Here is a 16,617-nt window from a genome sequence, read left to right as displayed (position 1 = left end):
CTTCACAAAGGTTCTACTACTAATTATCGCTACTTCTACAACACACCTTCCATTTTTAATTTTTAATTTTTAATTTTTAATTCTTTAGAAGGAAACAGCTACAGCCGGAGAACTCAGACACCGACAATCCCAGTCTGGTTGCTGCCAAACCTGACCATCGAGAGCCATCTGATCGATCAAACTCGCCAGACGCAAAGCTTTAAGCGCCTGTTCGCCGCCTACAGAAGGTTGATTCCCACCGCGCACGCAGTTAACAAAATGCTCTAACTCCGCGTGAAGCGGCTCAATATTACTGGTGTAGACTTTCTCAATTAACCCATCCTGTCGGTAAAGCACCTGACCATAATCTGTCATATAATTTGCAGTCGTTTGCCGGTGAATCAGAATTTCATTGTTGAGAAAATCTGCCTCAGTTAGAGAATTTTTACAATGGGCAGCAATGCGACGAATTTTGCGGTGTGTCACCTTACTGGCTGTTAGCGTGGCGACAATTCCGTTGGCAAAGCCTAGGGTAGCAGTCACGTAATCTAAATAGCCGGAATCAGAGGCACGACTACCACTAGCGGTCAATTTGACTACCGGCGCAGCGGATAGTTCTAGCAACAGGTCAATATCATGGATCATCAGATCCAAGACGACAGAGACATCGTTAGCCCGTTGCGAGTAAGGACTCATGCGATGAGCCTCTAGGGCAAGCAATTCTTCTGTTTTCAGAACTTTGCTGAGTTCTTGAAAAGCCGGGTTAAACCGCTCAATATGTCCTACTTGGAGAATCGAGTGCGATTCGGCTGCGGCATTGACGAGGGATTCAGCCTCGGCAATACTGGCGGCAATTGGCTTTTCAATCAAGACATGAATCCCTGCTTGCAGGCAAGTCATGCCAACCTCATGATGCAGCCTTGTCGGAACGGCAATGCAGACAGCGTCTACATAGGGGATTAAGTCATGATAGTTTTCAAAAAAGCGAGCGCGATACTTACTCGCAGTATCCAAACCCCGCTCAACATTAATATCTGATACACCAACCAGTTCCACATCTTTAAGCAGACTCAGAACGCGGGTGTGATGCTGTCCCATATTACCGACCCCAATCACGCCAACGCGGATCGGTTGCGGCTGGTTACGCTGCTGATGAGCGTCTGGCTGTCTTGCTGGCATGCTATCTTGCACTCCTGTATGCTCCTCCACCACTAGGATTAAATCAATTGGCAACGTTTAGTCGCCTGAGACGATCCAGATGGTATCATAGTGCCTTCTTTTGTGAAGAATTTCAAAGCTGTGTCTAACTTTCTCAAATTCGTGAGATTTATCTTATCTTCCATTTTGTTGAGGTTTGTAAATTAGTAACTGGTAAATGTGTCACTTTCTCTCCCGTCCATTTGGTGAGGACTGAGGGCTGAGGGCTGAGGGCTGAGGACTGAGAGTTGAGGACTGAGGGCTGAGGAATTTAGTAGCCAGTAAGCGGTCAATTATCAAGACGTGATGGTGGGAAACATCTGAAAGTTGGCAGAAGTAAAAATCTGGGGATGAGGGGGCTGGGACGTGAAAGCGGTTGTTTTGTTGTCTGGGGGGCTAGATTCTTCGACGGTACTGTATCAAGCAAAGGTTGATGGCTGTGAGTGTTATGCCATCTCATTCGATTACCAGCAGCGACACCAGCGAGAGTTAGAGTCTGCGACAGCGATCGCTCGCCTCGCTGGTATACGAGAACATCAGGTAGTGGCGTTTGATTTGCGTCGCTGGGGCGGTTCTGCGCTCACAGACAGTACCATTAACGTACCAGAAGGGCGATCGCTTGATGAAATGGATCAAAGTATCCCCGTGACCTATGTCCCCGCCCGAAATACCATCTTTTTGAGCTTTGCCCTCGCTTATGCAGAAACCATCAATGCCCAGCGGGTTTATATTGGCGTTAATGCTTTAGATTATTCCGGCTATCCCGATTGTCGTCCCGATTATATCCAGGCAATGCAGGAAGTCTTTCGACTGGGAACAAAACAGGGACGAGAGGGACAGCCAATTAGCATCATGACGCCCCTGATAGACCTGAAAAAAACGGAAATCATTCAGATGGGGAATCGGCTAGGCGTTCCTTGGGAGCAAACTTGGTCTTGCTATACCGGGAGCGAAGTGGCTTGTGGCGTCTGTGATTCCTGCCAGTTGCGTCTAGCTGCTTTTGCTGAGCTAGGATTACAAGATCCCCTTCCTTATGCAGCGAAGAGTCACTAAAGTTGGGGATATTCCTGCCGTTAACGAGAGGCAAGTGAAAATCTAAACGCGATCATTCAAAATTTCTGCTGAATCCTGATTCCTGATTCGTTATTTCTGATTTCTTGGTGTCATCTGCTGCAACCTTGGCATCTGAGACATTTGAATCTGAGCCATCTGAATCTGACATATTTGAGACATCAGACCCGTTAGTTTCATTGCTAGCAACTGTCGCCTCTCGTCGGTGAATGCGAATTTGGTGCAGGCGAGGACCCTCGGCGGAAACGATAGTCAGCTCAAGGTTGTCAAAGCGCAAGGTTTCACCTTGGGTAGGAATTCTCTGATAGTGGTAAAGCACGAAGCCGCCCAAGGTTTGGTATTTATCAATCAAGGGCAAGTTGAGATCGAGAAATTCGTTGACTTCTTCCAAATTCATCTGTGCTTGTACCAGAAAAGTTTGCTCATCCAAAATTTGCACAGCTAACTCTTCTTTATCCTCAGCTTTTGGCTCGTAGCCGATAATTTCAGCAATTAAATCCTCAATTGTTACTAACCCCGCGGTGCCGCCAAATTCATCCACAACGATCGCCATTGCCAGGTGACTTCGCTGCATCATCGGCAAAAGTTCGCTTAAAGGCTGTCCTTCCGGCACAAATCGAGCGGGTCGAATCCAAGGCTGAATTGGTGTATCTAAAGTTAGTTCGCCTTTGGCTAGAGGTTCAGCTAACTCTTTGAAGTAGATAATGCCGCGAATATCGTCAAGGGATTCTCCTGTGACGGGATAGCGGGAGTGACCCGTGGTAGTAATTTCATCTAGAAAGATTTGAAAAGTGGCTTCACAGGGAATAGAGGCAATGCTGGTGCGGGGAACCATGACTTCTTCCGCCAACACCTCACCAAACTCAAACACGTTGTTGAGTAACTCTCGTTCTTCAGCTTCCAGTCCCGTAGATTCGCGCTCTGTGGTGATAATCATTTGCAATTCTTCGGGAGTAACGCGCGTATACCAGCCTTGTCCGGTGTACTGAATGCCTACTAGCCGCAAGAGTAAGCGTGTCGATTGGTTGAGAATCCAGATGAATGGGTTGAAAAAGCGGGCGATCGCTCTGATCGGCAGTCCCAAAAACCTCGCCATCTGTTCTGAGTAAAGCAGTGCCACTGATTTCGGGGATAGTTCACCCAAAACAATTTGTAGATAGGCAATCAGGAAGAAAGCAACCGGCACCGAAAGGGAATGAGCGATCGCTGCTTTGACCTCCCAAGATAAGGGTAAGTGCGCGATTGAAGCAGACACGAGGATTGCCATTGTACTCTCACCAATCCAGCCGAGAGCCAAACTAGACAGAGTAATCCCCAGTTGAGTAGTAGAAAGCAGCCGATCGATGCTGCCTTGCAAGTTTTGAACCGTTTTTGCTTGAATATCGCCCGCTTCGACTAGTTGATTGATGCGCGATCTCCGCACCGAAACTATCGAAAATTCAGCGATGACAAAAAAACCATTAATCGCAATCAGTAGTAGCACCGATAATAATCGCAGCAAAACGTCTTGCGCGGTGAGCCTAGGAAAAGCATTCACCGTCAAGATCGCCAACACGGGGGTATCCATCCGTAACCAGGGTATTGGGTATTGGGTATTGGGTAATGGGCAACGAATTGTCGGTAATCGGTCGTCGGTAATAAGTAGTGGGTAGAATCCTCTACCCCCTGTACGGTCATCATACAGAGACAGCTCCTATTACCGACCACTTAACACCTAACGCCTACTTCACCACTGGAATTCCAGACATTTTCAGCTGGAGTTTTTGATCTGGATAATCTGTCAGAGTCAATGAAAGCTGCTTAGCGTCTTCCAGTAAAGCCGTGGGAATACTCACCGTCCCCGAAAAGCTTTGCCCATTCGGTGGCAATTCTCCTGGCAGCCCTTCAGTCACAGCACTTAAAGCTCGACCTTGGTCGTCCGTTACATTTAAGAAGCTATACAGAAACCGTACAGCATTCCCTCCTTCATTCTTCAGGCTCACATTCAGCAACAAAGAACCTCCTTGCTGACGCGCTGAGCCTATCTCCAGCTTCACGCCCTTGTCCTGACTGGTAATCGGGAAATTTTGCTGTTTACTGTCCTGCTCAGAGGTTTCCTCAGGAGTGTTAGGCTTGCTGTCGCTTGTGGTTTCCGCTTCCTTCTGTTCAGGCTTAATAACAGGTTTAGCCTTGCCGCTCATTTGTGCTTTGACACTTGCCAGGATATCAACCTCGCGCAAAATTGCAACTCCTTCTTTACCAGGAGTTGCCCGCTTAGTCCCAGCTAATTTATTGGTAGGGCGCACATCCGGCTGCGTTACTCCTTTAAGGGCTTCATGACCTACAGTAAACCCCCACATCGCACTTACAAAGCCAGCGCCTAACATCATAGCAAGCAAAATTAACGTAAGTGCGACAGTTGAATTTAGTTTCATTGGTTGCTCAAGCTACAAAAATTGCCGCGACACCGATCAACTGCTATACATAGCTTACGACTGACAGCAGTGGAACCTATGATAGCGAATTGGTTAATGTCACGCTGCTAATTTATCTCTATTTTAGAAAACAGCGCTTATAATTTATTATCAGGAATCATACTACGCATCCGCTTTCGAGTGGACTTAGCGTGCATAATTGTATAAAATAACAATCCAGCCAGCAATCTTGGCAACGAAATCAATCACGCGCCCTTGGCCGATTGGGGAGGCAGCGAACTCATAATTCGCCTTCAGACTGGTTCGATTCCGGTAGGGCGCATTCCTATAAATTCGGTATTCTTTGAGTAAATTCCCTAGAATTGCTCTATGGGGAAGTGCAATCCGCTCAGGATAAATGCAGTTTACTAGCGGCTCGCGCTCATCAAGAACCTAATTAATTTAAGTATCTCGGTAATTTAATTTGCTCAGAAATTTCAGCAAAACCTCTGAGAAACCAAAGGTTATCAAATGCTGGAAAGCAACTGAACAAAGTAAGTTGTAACCTCTATTTCAGTTCAAAAAATAGAGTCTATAAAAAACAAGCCCTAGTACCTTGTTTAAATCTCGCTCTGCGAACTTTAAAAAAAGTAGAAGGAAGAAAGACAAGCAAAAATTGTTTGTCTTTTCTTCTTTTTCAGATTTAGGGCTGTGGGGGATTCTCAAACACGAACTCGCTGCCTGTTACGGGTCTACCAGTACCAGTAACGTTTACATTGATAGCTGGGCTTTGCAGAATTGACGAGTTGAAAGGATTCGGGAGATCGGGGGTGCGAATAATAAAGTCACTGGAAGTTTGCTGCCAGAGTAGCTCCCGGTAAAGGTTATCTACTGTCTTAGTGTCTCGCTCGATTTCGTTTTCTGGAAAGCTAGGGCCAATGATGAAATTCAGATCTCGTCGGTAAGATTGGTTGCCGAAAAAGTCTCCAGAGGTTTCACTGATAGCTCGATTAAACAAGTCTGGAATCGAGTTAAAAGTTCCTGACTGGGAGTTAGAGAGTGTAGGCTGAGCGATCGCGCTAGAGGCAATGACAGTCGTAGCGGCACTGAGAACCAATACACTCATGAAATTAGTCAAGCGCATTCCCATCTCGTCCCTCAACTTTGGCTGAATACTATTCTTCAGTTTAAGTTTAGGATGATTGTTGGTCAAATTGTAATCGCTCTACTCTTTTTCTCTCCTAGTGATGATCCACGAAATCCAATCCCAAACTGATTTAACTGGCTCTTATGCTACTGCCGATCTCACAACGCTACGCCAGCAACTGCTGGATTTATTTTGCCATGTGGCTTATAAGGAGGGAGATTTTGTCCTGTCTTCGGGGCAGCGCAGTTCTTACTACATTAATGGCAAGCCAGTCACACTGCATCCCCAAGGAGCTTTGGCAACGGGTCGAATTTTGTTATCGTTGCTGCCGATGAATACCCAGGCAGTGGCTGGATTGACGCTGGGTGCCGATCCGATTGTGACGGCGGTGAGTGTAGTTTCTGCTTATGAAAATCGACCGTTACCGGCGCTAATTATTCGCAAAGAAGCAAAGGGACACGGCACACAAGCTTATATAGAAGGCCCGATTCTCCCTACAGGTGCGAAGGTGGTCGTTTTGGAAGATGTTGTCACGACAGGGCAATCTGCCATGAAAGCCGTTGAGCGGCTGCGAGATGCCGGATACAGCGTTGATGAAGTGATTTCGCTAGTAGACAGGCAGCAGGGGGGAGCGGAGTTTTATCAGTCAGTTGGGCTAAAATTTCAGGCAGTATTCTCGATTCCAGAGATTCAGGAGCGATCGCGCCAACTCAGATAAGGTTTTTAAACGCAAAGAACGCAAAGGTTTTCGCAAAGAACGCAAAGTAATTATCCTCTGTGTTACTTTGCGCTCCCCTTAGCGCTCCTTTGCGTTGAAAATAACTAGCTTTGGGTTACTGGTTCCTTAGCCAAAAACTTCTCTAGTTCTGTCAAAGCATCGGCATCCACTTTAGTCTGCATCGGGCAGAATTTAGGCCCGCACATTGAGCAGAATTCAGCAGTTTTGTAAATATCTGCTGGCAGAGTTTCGTCGTGATATTCTTTGGCGCGTTCGGGGTCGAGGGACAATTCAAACTGGCGGTTCCAGTCGAAGTTGTAACGGGCTTTAGAAAGTTCGTCATCTCTGTCCCTTGCCCCCGGACGATGCCGTGCAATATCGGCAGCATGAGCCGCAATCTTGTAGGCGATTAATCCATTCCGCACGTCTTCAGCATCCGGCAGTCCCAAGTGTTCCTTGGGTGTCACATAGCACAGCATCGCGGTACCGTACCAACCAGCCATTGCTGCACCAATCGCGGAGGTGATGTGGTCGTAACCGGGGGCAATGTCTGTTACCAAGGGTCCCAGCACGTAGAAGGGCGCTTCCGAACACTCTTCCATCTGCTTTTTGACATTAAACTCGATTTGATCCATTGGGACGTGTCCTGGCCCTTCCACCATCACCTGCACGTCATGTTCCCAGGCTTTGCGGGTCAATTGTCCTAAAGTTTTGAGTTCGGCTAATTGAGCGGCATCTGAGGCGTCGTGCTGACAACCGGGACGCAGGGAATCTCCCAGGCTGAAGGAGACATCGTATTTTTTGAAAATTTCGATGATGTCTTGGAAGTGGGTATAAAGCGGATTTTGCTTGTGATGATGCAACATCCACCGTGCCAGAATGCCGCCACCACGCGAAACAATCCCGGTAATGCGATCGCGCACTAAAGGCAAATGCTCAATTAATATCCCGGCGTGGATAGTTTGATAATCTACCCCCTGCTGGGCGTGCTTCTCAATGATGTGGAGAAAGTCATCGGCGGTGAGGTTTTCAATCGTTCCGTGAACGCTTTCTAAGGCTTGGTAAACTGGCACCGTGCCAATGGGAACGGGCGAGGCGTTGATAATTGCCGTGCGAATCTGATCCAGGTTGCCGCCGCCGGTGGACAAGTCCATGACGGTATCAGCGCCATACTTGACTGCCAGCTTCAGCTTATCGACTTCTTCATCCAGATTGGAAGAGTTGGGGGAAGCGCCGATATTGGCGTTTACCTTACACTTCGAGGCGATACCAATCGCCATCGGTTCTAGATTGGTGTGATTAATGTTGGCGGGGATAATCATTCGTCCCCGCGCCACTTCATCCCGAATCAGCTCAACTGGGAGATTTTCCCGCTGTGCTACATACTGCATTTCTTCAGTAATCACACCCTGACGGGCGTAGTGCATTTGAGAGACATTGCTCTGTCCACGCCGCTTAGCGATCCATTCAGTCCGCATATTGAATTCCTCAATTAACAGCTTCCCTCCGCCGGTATTAGCCGGACTCAGGTTCTAAGGGTGTAATCTCAGCCTGTGAATCCAGGCACCCCTAGCTTGATTGACAATATTACCACCAAGCTCTGGTTAGGGCTGGAAGGTTTCAAAAACTTGATGTTTTGCATCACGCTGTGAAGTGGCTACAGAGCGATCGCATTCCTGTGCCGTTTGGGGCATGAGAGCGATCGCACCACTCAGCCTCAACTTTTAGAATTTCAGTAGATTCGCTGAGAGGTTCAAAATTAGACCGCTTACATAATAGCTATAGTTATCCAGAGAATTTCAAATGGTCAACGCAGCATCTGATAGTTGGGATGAGAGAGACTTTTGGGAAAATGTAGAAACTCAATTCGAGGAGAAAGTCCAAGATTTCTCTAAAACTTTGAATATAGCTGTCATCGGCAAGGTTAGTTCAGGCAAAAGCTCATTAATCAATGCACTGCTAAAGCTAAGTCGTAAAAAGGCTATAGCTAATGTGGGCGCTGAGGCTGGTGTAACTACCAAACTAAAAATATTGCGCCTAGATGAACGAGTTAGATTAATAGATTCACCAGGACTTGATGATGTCCGTGCAGAGAATAGTGAGATTACACGAGAATTTTTAAAACATATTGATGTAGGTATACTCGTTGTAACTGGTGCTTCAGATGCCTCTCAGAAAAGATACTTAGATGACCTGCGATCGCACTGTGACTCTGTATTTGTAGTGCTGAATAAAATCGACGAGTGGGATCGGCTAGACCCCTCGGCTTTAGAAAAGGTTATTAATCAGTGGAAAGAGGCACTTCAAATCGAAAAAATTTATCCAGTGTGCGCCTTTGGGTACGATCCCGGAACTCGTCCTGACATTCCACTAGATATTCGTGGTGTGTACGGGCTTCGGGAGGACATTGAAAATTTTTTAGGTTCAAAGGGCAAGGATCTACTACTTGCCCGCCACATGGGTGAGAAAAAACCTTATGTGATAAGTATCATAACGGCGGCTTTAGTTGCAGTGGCTGGTCAAGCTTTCATCCCAGGCTCTGCCGCCTACATCACAGCTACACAAGCTGCCGCAATTGTTTCCTTGTACTATCTGTACACTGGTGAAATTCTTTCGCAAAAATCAGCTCTTGCCATACTACCTGCATTTGCAGCAGAAGCAGCGGGAACGAGTCTTTTCCTGTTCGTCACATCATTTTTACCACCAACAGGGGTTGTTAATATTGCAGCAGCAGGCGTTGCTATGAGTATTACGCTTGCAATATTAGCTACTATCAATCACATACTTGCAAATGGCGCAAAACTTGAGCAAGAGGAACTTCTTAAGTCAAAGTTCCGAACTTACCGCAAGCAAGCAGAAACAGCTTTAAAAGAATTAGCCTTGACAGATGTAAAGGTTTTGCCATCTTGGAAGGCGATTATCGAGAAATTTCTCTAGAAAAGGTTCATTGATTTCACAAACAGCGATCGCACTCACCTATCCCGATACCTATCCACAAGTTAAGAATTTTGGAAAGTGCGATCGCTTTCACGACTAATTACACTTCATCAGGGTTAAGCCCCACCTGGGGTAAGCGTTCTGCTAATCTTTCAGCACGTTTTTGTTCTTCGTTTAATTGGGATGATAATAAAGCGATCGCTCATTGCCAAGCAGCATTTATAAAGGCAGATTATAAGGAAAACTAACTTTTAAAAACTAACAACTAAAAAGAGCGGGTCAAATATTTGACCCGCTCTTTTTGGTGAAGTAAATTGTAATTGAGAACATTTCTTAAGTCTTCGCGGATGGGTCGGGAAAGTACCGACGCCCAATTGCTCTGACATGACTTTCTTGCTCCTCGCCGAATCATCAAGCCTTATGCAGTTTCCAACCAGTCATAGATTTGATCTAACTGTTCCAACGTTACTAAACCGTATTGCCATAGAATCATTGGCAATGGGCCAGGATCTTGTTCCCGACGCCGCAAAGCGATCGCAATCGATGCCTTAGATATTGCTAAATCTTCTTGAAGAAAACGGAGAAATCGAGAAAAATTCGTAGGTGCCATGATGGCTTTTACCCCCTTTGTTGAATCTATTTTGTAATTTAAACCTTGGTTTGTTGAGTAACGGTAGTCAGTATTTTATCTGTCCACCTTTACTCGACTCCTTTTATACTATTTTGCCGCTACTCACTGTAACGCTAGTGTTTCAGATCACCAGCCTGGTGTGACAATTACGGCAGCCGGTATGGGTATTAACAGAAGAATGCTCATACTAGATTCAGGACTTTAGGCATCCCTTCCGGGCTGACCTAGAGAATAAGACTAAAAACTTAGGCTCACTCCCCTTTTTTCTGAAATCTTAGCCGACTGTTGCTAGTGAACTTTGCTTAATATTTTCTTTAGCAATTCACTGAAATCCCTCTGTATTAGGAGAGATTTGCTTGCCTAGAGCGTCTATGCCTCTCACCTCACACCAAATTCCAGGCAAAGCACTCTCATTCTTGGAAGAACCATGTCTCTGGAAGCGAGAATCTAGGTTTAAGCGTAACAATAATTGAAATTTGCAGTCTTAAACTCTCTCTTGGGAAAGAGTAGCTTATTTTTGCGACAAATAGGTTAAAAGAACGAGTAAATTTTTAAATCGTTTCGATAAGGACTATAAAAGACAGCCAGAAAGTCGGTCTGTCTTAGTATTGAGTTACTGAATGGTCACGCGATCGCCTGCCTTCAAACCGAGTTCCGCAGCGCGTCCTCCCCGGAGTTCAATCACCTGGTTAACGGGCGTATTGGGACCATAGGTGGGGCAAAGACTGGTTTTACAGGGAGGGACATCGGCAACGATCTCTTTCACCACTCCATCCAGCATAAAAACCATATCCAGCGGGATGAGGGTATTCTTCATCCAGAAATTGATCGGTTGCGGTGGATTGAAAAGAAAGAGCATCCCGCGATCGTCCGCCAAAGATGTTCTGTACATTAACCCCATTTGCTGTTGTTGGGGAGTCCGCGCTACTTCTAGCTGAATCACCTGACCTGCCATCGTTGCCTTGGCTGAAATTGGCAAAGTTTGACCCCTCTTATTCTGTGCGGGTGATGCTTCCGGTGATGAGTGCGCTTGTTGTGCAGGGGTCGTCGGTGCTGATGTCGGTGCTGATACTGGCGACGCCTGCTGCAATGGTTGCGCGGGTTCCCCACTCTGAGAGGAGGTTGATGGCACCGATGCCGAACATCCCATCAGCAAAACTGCCAGCATCATGACGACTAAACTTGCCTGCTTTTTCACATTGCGATCGCTTTTGGCAGATGTGCCTAAGCGCTGCTCTCTCCAGTCCAAATTCATCCTTAATCCTTGATATTTACGCCCAAAACTCAAAACCTAAGCTTCCCGCAAAACGTATCCGACACCTCGCACTGTCTGAATCAGGCGCTTCTCGCCCTCTTCTTCGATTTTGAGACGCAAATAACGGATATACACCTCAATCACATTCGACTCTCCCATAAAGTCGTATCCCCAAACATTTTCTAGAATCTGTTCGCGGGTTAAAACCTCACGGGGATGCGACATCATATATTTTAGAAGTTCAAATTCCTTCATTGTCAGGTCAATTACTCGCCCATTCCGCATCGCTCTGCGAGTAGACAAGTCTAAAACCAGTTCGCCAAACCGTAACTGTTCGCTAGCACCCGCTTCCGGCTGTAAGTAGAGGCGCACCAGTTGCAAAAAAGCGTCTGTGCGATAGGGTTTGAGGAAGTAGTCATCGGCACCCGAATTTAGACAAGCAACTCGATCTTCTACAGTATCGCGAGCCATCAACAGCAGTACTGGCACGCGAGAACCTGCATTCCTCAGCTGGTTGCACAACTTCAATCCTGAATCCCCTGTTAGCACTCGATCTACGACGACTAAAGCTGGCTGAAGTTCGCAAGCTTGATGAAAACCACTGGTGGTGTCTGGTGCAACCACAGTTGTATATCCAGCCTCTCGCAAATCCATGCTGACACGTTGGACAAGAATTTCGTCGGTTTCGACAAGTAAAACACAGGGAGTGCGGTCAAAAGTAACAGGAGACATAGGCTGCATTGGGGCGCTTTTGCTGCGTTGTTATCTCAGTTTAACTACACTGGCAAGCGTTAGCGAAGCGGGATGCGGTAGCGTCCGTCGCTGCTTTCTTCAATATAGGTAAGTATTCATGCTTAGTATAAAACAGAGGATGGGGAGAGCGAGGGGCAAGTAGCGATCGCCTAAATAAGTTGCCAGACCTAAGATTCCCCTAATTCCCCGATAACTTGAGGAGAACTGGAAAAATCTTCCTTGAAAACAGGGATTTAGGGGGAAAACGATTGTTAGGGTACATAACGACAGGAAACCCCCTTCTAGATGCAAAGTTAGCATAATTTAATTTTCACAAAAACTCTTGTTTTTACTAATAAAAAAAGCAGTTTAATCAGGAGCGATCGCTTTCTTCATCAATTCTTTATAAAAGTCTACTCAGGCTTTCTTCAACCAGACTGGAAGACGCGATCTCTCCCCTTCCTCGGAGCCGGGATTTTGCAAATTTTGTCTAAGTCTTGCCTTAAATAAATGCAAAGCAGGTTTCAGACTGATGGCTTAGCTTTGCTCAATTAAACTACTAATCTCGGTTAAAATAGATTCTGACTTCTTGAGGAAATGACTGCTATGGAACAAAAGACGTCGTTACAGTCTTGCACTTTCATAGTTTTAGTTACTTCCGAAAACGAGAAAGTCTGCAAAATAGATTAAGCTGATCGTTCAAAGCCTAACGCAACTACCTATTCATAAAGACGTCGCCATCTATGACCAGCCCCTTCTTGACTCGCCTCCACAGTCCTGAACGTCCTGTCATCGTCTTCGATGGCGCAATGGGAACTAACCTCCAAACACAAAACCTCACCGCCGCTGATTTTGGAGGGCCAGAATACGAAGGTTGTAACGAGTATCTGGTACACACCAAACCAGAAGCGGTAGAAAAAGTGCATCGGGACTTTTTGGCAGTCGGTGCCGATGTGATTGAAACAGATACTTTTGGCGGTGCCTCGATTGTGCTGGCAGAGTACGACCTGGCGGATCAAGCCTACTATTTAAATAAGAAGGCGGCGGAACTGGCGAAGCGCGTGGCGGTGGAATTTTCGACCCCAGAGAAACCCCGGTTTGTAGCGGGTTCGATAGGGCCAACGACCAAGCTGCCAACGCTCGGACATATTGACTTTGACACACTGCAAGCTTCCTTTGAAGAGCAAGCTGAGGCGCTTTACGACGGCGGCGTCGATTTATTTCTTGTCGAGACTTGTCAGGATGTGCTGCAAATTAAGGCAGCACTGAATGCAGTTGAGGAAGTCTTTCAGCGCAAAGGGGAACGACGCCCGTTAATGGTGTCAGTGACGATGGAAGTCATGGGTACGATGCTAGTCGGTTCTGAGATTAGCGCCGTAGTGACGATTTTGGAACGTTACCCGATTGATATTCTCGGACTGAACTGTGCCACGGGGCCAGATCGGATGGCTGAGCATATCAAGTATCTTTGCCAGCACTCGCCGTTTGTGGTTTCCTGCGTTCCTAATGCTGGCTTACCCGAAAACGTTGGTGGTCATGCTCACTATAAGCTGACGCCGATGGAATTGCGGATGGCGCTGATGCACTTTGTAGAAGATTGGGGCGTGCAGATCATTGGCGGCTGTTGCGGCACGCGCCCTGAGCATATTCAACAATTAGCAGAAATTGGCAAAACTCTGAAGCCAAAAGAGCGCCACTTTAGTTATGAGCCTGCGGCGGCGTCAATTTACAGCGCCCAACCTTACGAGCAGGATAATTCATTCCTGATTGTGGGCGAGCGGTTGAATGCGAGTGGTTCTAAGAAGTGCCGCGACTTGCTGAATGGGGAAGATTGGGATGGGTTAGTGTCTTTGGCGAAGTCGCAGGTGCGGGAAGGCGCGCACATCCTCGATGTCAACGTGGATTATGTCGGGCGCGATGGCGTTCGGGATATGCATGAATTAGTGTCACGGCTGGTAACAAATGTGACGATACCGCTGATGCTCGACTCCACAGAATGGGAAAAAATGGAGGCGGGCTTGAAGGTTTCCGGAGGCAAGTGCCTGCTGAATTCGACTAACTATGAAGATGGAGAGGAGCGCTTCTTCAAGGTGTTGGAGCTGGCGAAGAAGTACGGTGCGGGTGTTGTAATTGGAACAATTGATGAGGAGGGGATGGCGCGGACGGCTGAGAAAAAGTTTGCGATCGCACAACGTGCCTATCGTGCTGCTGTCGAATATGGCATTCCCGCCCACGAAATATTTTTTGACACCCTTGCCCTCCCAATTTCTACGGGTATCGAAGAAGACCGAGCGAATGGAAAAGCGACCATTGAATCCATCCGCCGCATTCGAGAAGAACTCCCCGGTTGCCACGTTATCTTGGGGGTTTCTAACGTCTCCTTCGGTTTAAACCCAGCGGCGCGAGTCGTCCTGAATTCCATGTTTCTGCACGAAGCGATGGCGGTGGGCATGGATGCGGCAATTGTCAGCGCCAGTAAAATTCTGCCCCTAGCGAAAATTGAGCCAGAGCATCAAGAAGTCTGCCGCAAGTTAATCTACGATGAGCGGCAATTTGATGGAGACATCTGCACCTACGATCCGCTGGGAGAATTGACAACGCTATTTGAAGGGAAAACGACGAAACGCGATCGCTCTGGTGATGAAAATCTCCCTGTAGAAGAACGTCTAAAGCGTCACATTATCGACGGCGAACGCATCGGCTTAGAGGAACAACTTACCAAAGCTTTAGAAAAATATGCGCCTCTGCATATCATTAACACCTTCCTACTAGATGGCATGAAAGTAGTAGGTGAGTTGTTTGGTTCCGGACAAATGCAGTTGCCTTTCGTATTGCAATCAGCGGAAACCATGAAAGCAGCAGTGGCATATTTAGAGCCATTCATGGAAAAGAAAGATGCTGGAAATAATGCCAAAGGAACTGTAGTAATTGCTACCGTCAAAGGAGATGTCCACGACATCGGTAAAAACTTGGTGGATATCATCTTGTCAAACAACGGTTACAAAGTGGTTAATATTGGCATCAAACAGCCTGTTGATAACATTGTTGATGCTTTTGAGCAGCACAAAGCTGATTGTATTGCAATGAGCGGCTTGCTGGTAAAATCAACCGCTTTTATGAAAGAAAACTTGGAGGTTTTCAACCAAAAAGGAATTACGGTTCCAGTCATTTTAGGGGGTGCAGCGCTAACTCCTAAATTTGTCCATGAAGATTGCCAAAACACTTACAAGGGTAAGGTGATTTACGGCAAAGATGCTTTTTCAGATCTGCATTTTATGGATAAATTAATGCCTGCAAAATCTTCTGGAAATTGGGATGATTTGCAGGGATTTTTGGATGAAGTTGAGGAAAATGGTCATGCGCCTATTGTACAGGAGGCGTCTCGTGTGCCATTAGAAAATACCACTCAAGAAGCTCAACCCGTAGAAGTAGATACGCGGCGTTCTGAGGCTGTGGCGATTGAAATTGAGCGTCCGGTTCCGCCTTTCTGGGGTACGAAACTATTACAGTCTGAAGATATTCCATTAGAGGAGGTATTTGAGTATCTGGATTTGCAGGCCTTGATTGCTGGACAGTGGCAATTCCGCAAACCGCAGGAACAGTCTCGCGAGGAGTACAATCAGTTTTTAGAGGAAAAAGTTTACCCAATTTTGAAGGAGTGGAAACAGCGGGTTGTAGAGGAGAGTTTGCTACATCCGCAAGTTGTTTACGGGTATTTTCCGTGTCAGGCTAAGGGAAATTCTTTGCATTTGTACGATCCGGAATTTATGAATTGTAAAGATGCGAAAGAAGAGAGGGAGAAGAATGTTGTTGCGACGTTCAATTTCCCTCGTCAGAAGTCCATGCGTCGTCTGTGTATTTCTGATTTCTTTGCACCTATTGAGTCGGGACACGTTGATGTGTTTGCGATGCAGGCGGTGACGGTGGGGGATATTGCGACGGAATTCGCGCAGAAGTTGTTTGCAAATAATCAATACAGCGATTATCTGTACTTCCACGGCTTGGCGGTACAAACGGCGGAGGCTGTGGCAGAGTGGCTTCACGCCCGAATCCGCCGGGAGTTAGGCTTGGGTGCATCAGAACCGGATAAGATTCGGGATGTTCTGGCGCAGCGTTATCAAGGTTCTCGGTACAGTTTTGGATATCCGGCTTGTCCGAATATTCAGGATCAATATAAATTGCTGGAGTTACTAGGAAGCGATCGCATCAACCTTCACATGGATGAAAGCGAACAACTGTATCCCGAACAATCTACGACTGCGATTATCGCCTATCACCCCGCAGCTAAATACTTTAGCGCTTAAACAGTAAGGTGTAGGGTGGGCAACGCTCACCTTACATATCATTAATTATTCCAAAACAAATTAATTGGGCTGTCAAGATTATCTGCAATTACCCAGACTTGTTAAAACAGATAATCGAGGAGCGTTCTGCGCTAGATTGCGATCGCGCGGCGACTGGGTATGAGAATCGCTTAAAAATAATATCCAGCGAACGGAAAATGAATCTAGGAATTTGTAGGTAAATATCAGTTATCTACAGAGGAGTTTCTGTATC

General features: G+C 46.6%; 12 protein-coding genes, 1 tRNA gene and 1 riboswitch. Of the genes, 5 read left to right on the top strand and 8 right to left on the bottom strand.

Annotated features, from left to right (window positions below; translation table 11 throughout):
• Positions 1-84: 84 nt before the first annotated feature.
• Positions 85-1,158 carry a Gfo/Idh/MocA family oxidoreductase gene (locus tag NDA06_RS14840; protein ID WP_190411946.1) on the bottom strand — a complete coding sequence of 358 codons (1,074 nt, stop codon included), beginning with the start codon at positions 1,156-1,158 and terminating at the stop codon, positions 85-87.
• A 384-nt stretch (positions 1,159-1,542) separates the two neighbouring features.
• Here NDA06_RS14840 and queC point away from each other — a divergent pair, with 384 nt between their 5' ends.
• Positions 1,543-2,229 (top strand): 7-cyano-7-deazaguanine synthase QueC, encoded by a 687-nt coding sequence (queC, locus tag NDA06_RS14835; RefSeq protein ID WP_190985912.1) that lies wholly within the window; start codon positions 1,543-1,545, stop codon positions 2,227-2,229.
• Positions 2,230-2,281: 52 nt separating this feature from the next.
• Here the strand turns inward: queC and NDA06_RS14830 are convergent, their stop codons facing one another.
• Positions 2,282-3,814, bottom strand: a complete 1,533-nt coding sequence (locus NDA06_RS14830) for a hemolysin family protein (protein ID WP_190411925.1) — start codon at positions 3,812-3,814, stop codon at positions 2,282-2,284.
• A 154-nt stretch (positions 3,815-3,968) separates the two neighbouring features.
• Entirely contained in the window at positions 3,969-4,661 is a 693-nt protein-coding gene (locus NDA06_RS14825) for a hypothetical protein (protein WP_190411926.1), read from the bottom strand.
• 249 nt (positions 4,662-4,910) lie between these two features.
• On the opposite strand from NDA06_RS14825, the gene NDA06_RS14820 reads away from it, so the two are divergent.
• A tRNA-Met gene (locus NDA06_RS14820) sits at positions 4,911-4,983 on the top strand.
• A gap of 360 nt (positions 4,984-5,343) precedes the next feature.
• Here the strand turns inward: NDA06_RS14820 and NDA06_RS14815 are convergent.
• Positions 5,344-5,766 carry a hypothetical protein gene (locus NDA06_RS14815; RefSeq protein ID WP_190667913.1) on the bottom strand — a complete coding sequence of 141 codons (423 nt, stop codon included), beginning with the start codon at positions 5,764-5,766 and terminating at the stop codon, positions 5,344-5,346.
• Between the two features lie 121 nt (positions 5,767-5,887).
• On the opposite strand from NDA06_RS14815, the gene pyrE reads away from it, so the two are divergent.
• On the top strand, positions 5,888-6,505 hold the full coding sequence (gene pyrE / locus NDA06_RS14810) for an orotate phosphoribosyltransferase (protein WP_190985913.1): 618 nt from the start codon (positions 5,888-5,890) through the stop codon (positions 6,503-6,505).
• A gap of 104 nt (positions 6,506-6,609) precedes the next feature.
• Here the strand turns inward: pyrE and thiC are convergent, their stop codons facing one another.
• Complete coding sequence (gene thiC / locus NDA06_RS14805; protein WP_190682926.1) at positions 6,610-7,983, bottom strand: phosphomethylpyrimidine synthase; 1,374 nt, start codon at positions 7,981-7,983, stop codon at positions 6,610-6,612.
• A gap of 6 nt (positions 7,984-7,989) precedes the next feature.
• A riboswitch (TPP riboswitch) is annotated at positions 7,990-8,086 on the bottom strand.
• 222 nt (positions 8,087-8,308) lie between these two features.
• Between thiC and NDA06_RS14800 the strand changes: the two genes are divergently transcribed.
• The gene (locus NDA06_RS14800) at positions 8,309-9,442 is read left to right on the top strand and encodes a GTPase (protein WP_190531595.1); all 1,134 of its coding nucleotides are present in this window, start codon (positions 8,309-8,311) and stop codon (positions 9,440-9,442) included.
• A 418-nt stretch (positions 9,443-9,860) separates the two neighbouring features.
• Here the strand turns inward: NDA06_RS14800 and NDA06_RS14795 are convergent, their stop codons facing one another.
• The 3 genes from NDA06_RS14795 to nblR form a co-directional block, all read right to left on the bottom strand.
• Positions 9,861-10,052: a DUF2949 domain-containing protein gene (locus tag NDA06_RS14795; protein WP_190411931.1), complete on the bottom strand. Its 192-nt coding sequence runs from the start codon at positions 10,050-10,052 to the stop codon at positions 9,861-9,863.
• A 634-nt stretch (positions 10,053-10,686) separates the two neighbouring features.
• Positions 10,687-11,223, bottom strand: coding sequence for a DUF192 domain-containing protein (locus NDA06_RS14790; RefSeq protein ID WP_190531620.1), 537 nt, complete (start codon positions 11,221-11,223; stop codon positions 10,687-10,689).
• Positions 11,224-11,364: 141 nt separating this feature from the next.
• Positions 11,365-12,060 carry a response regulator transcription factor NblR gene (gene nblR / locus NDA06_RS14785; RefSeq protein WP_190411932.1) on the bottom strand — a complete coding sequence of 232 codons (696 nt, stop codon included), beginning with the start codon at positions 12,058-12,060 and terminating at the stop codon, positions 11,365-11,367.
• Positions 12,061-12,803: 743 nt separating this feature from the next.
• Here nblR and metH point away from each other — a divergent pair.
• Entirely contained in the window at positions 12,804-16,364 is a 3,561-nt protein-coding gene (metH, locus tag NDA06_RS14780) for a methionine synthase (RefSeq protein WP_190985914.1), read from the top strand.
• Positions 16,365-16,617: the final 253 nt, after the last annotated feature.

This window comes from Trichocoleus sp. ST-U1 (assembly GCF_039961835.1).
Taxonomy (GTDB): domain Bacteria; phylum Cyanobacteriota; class Cyanobacteriia; order Cyanobacteriales; family FACHB-T130; genus FACHB-T130.
This window is presented reverse-complemented; position numbering and strand designations above follow the sequence as displayed.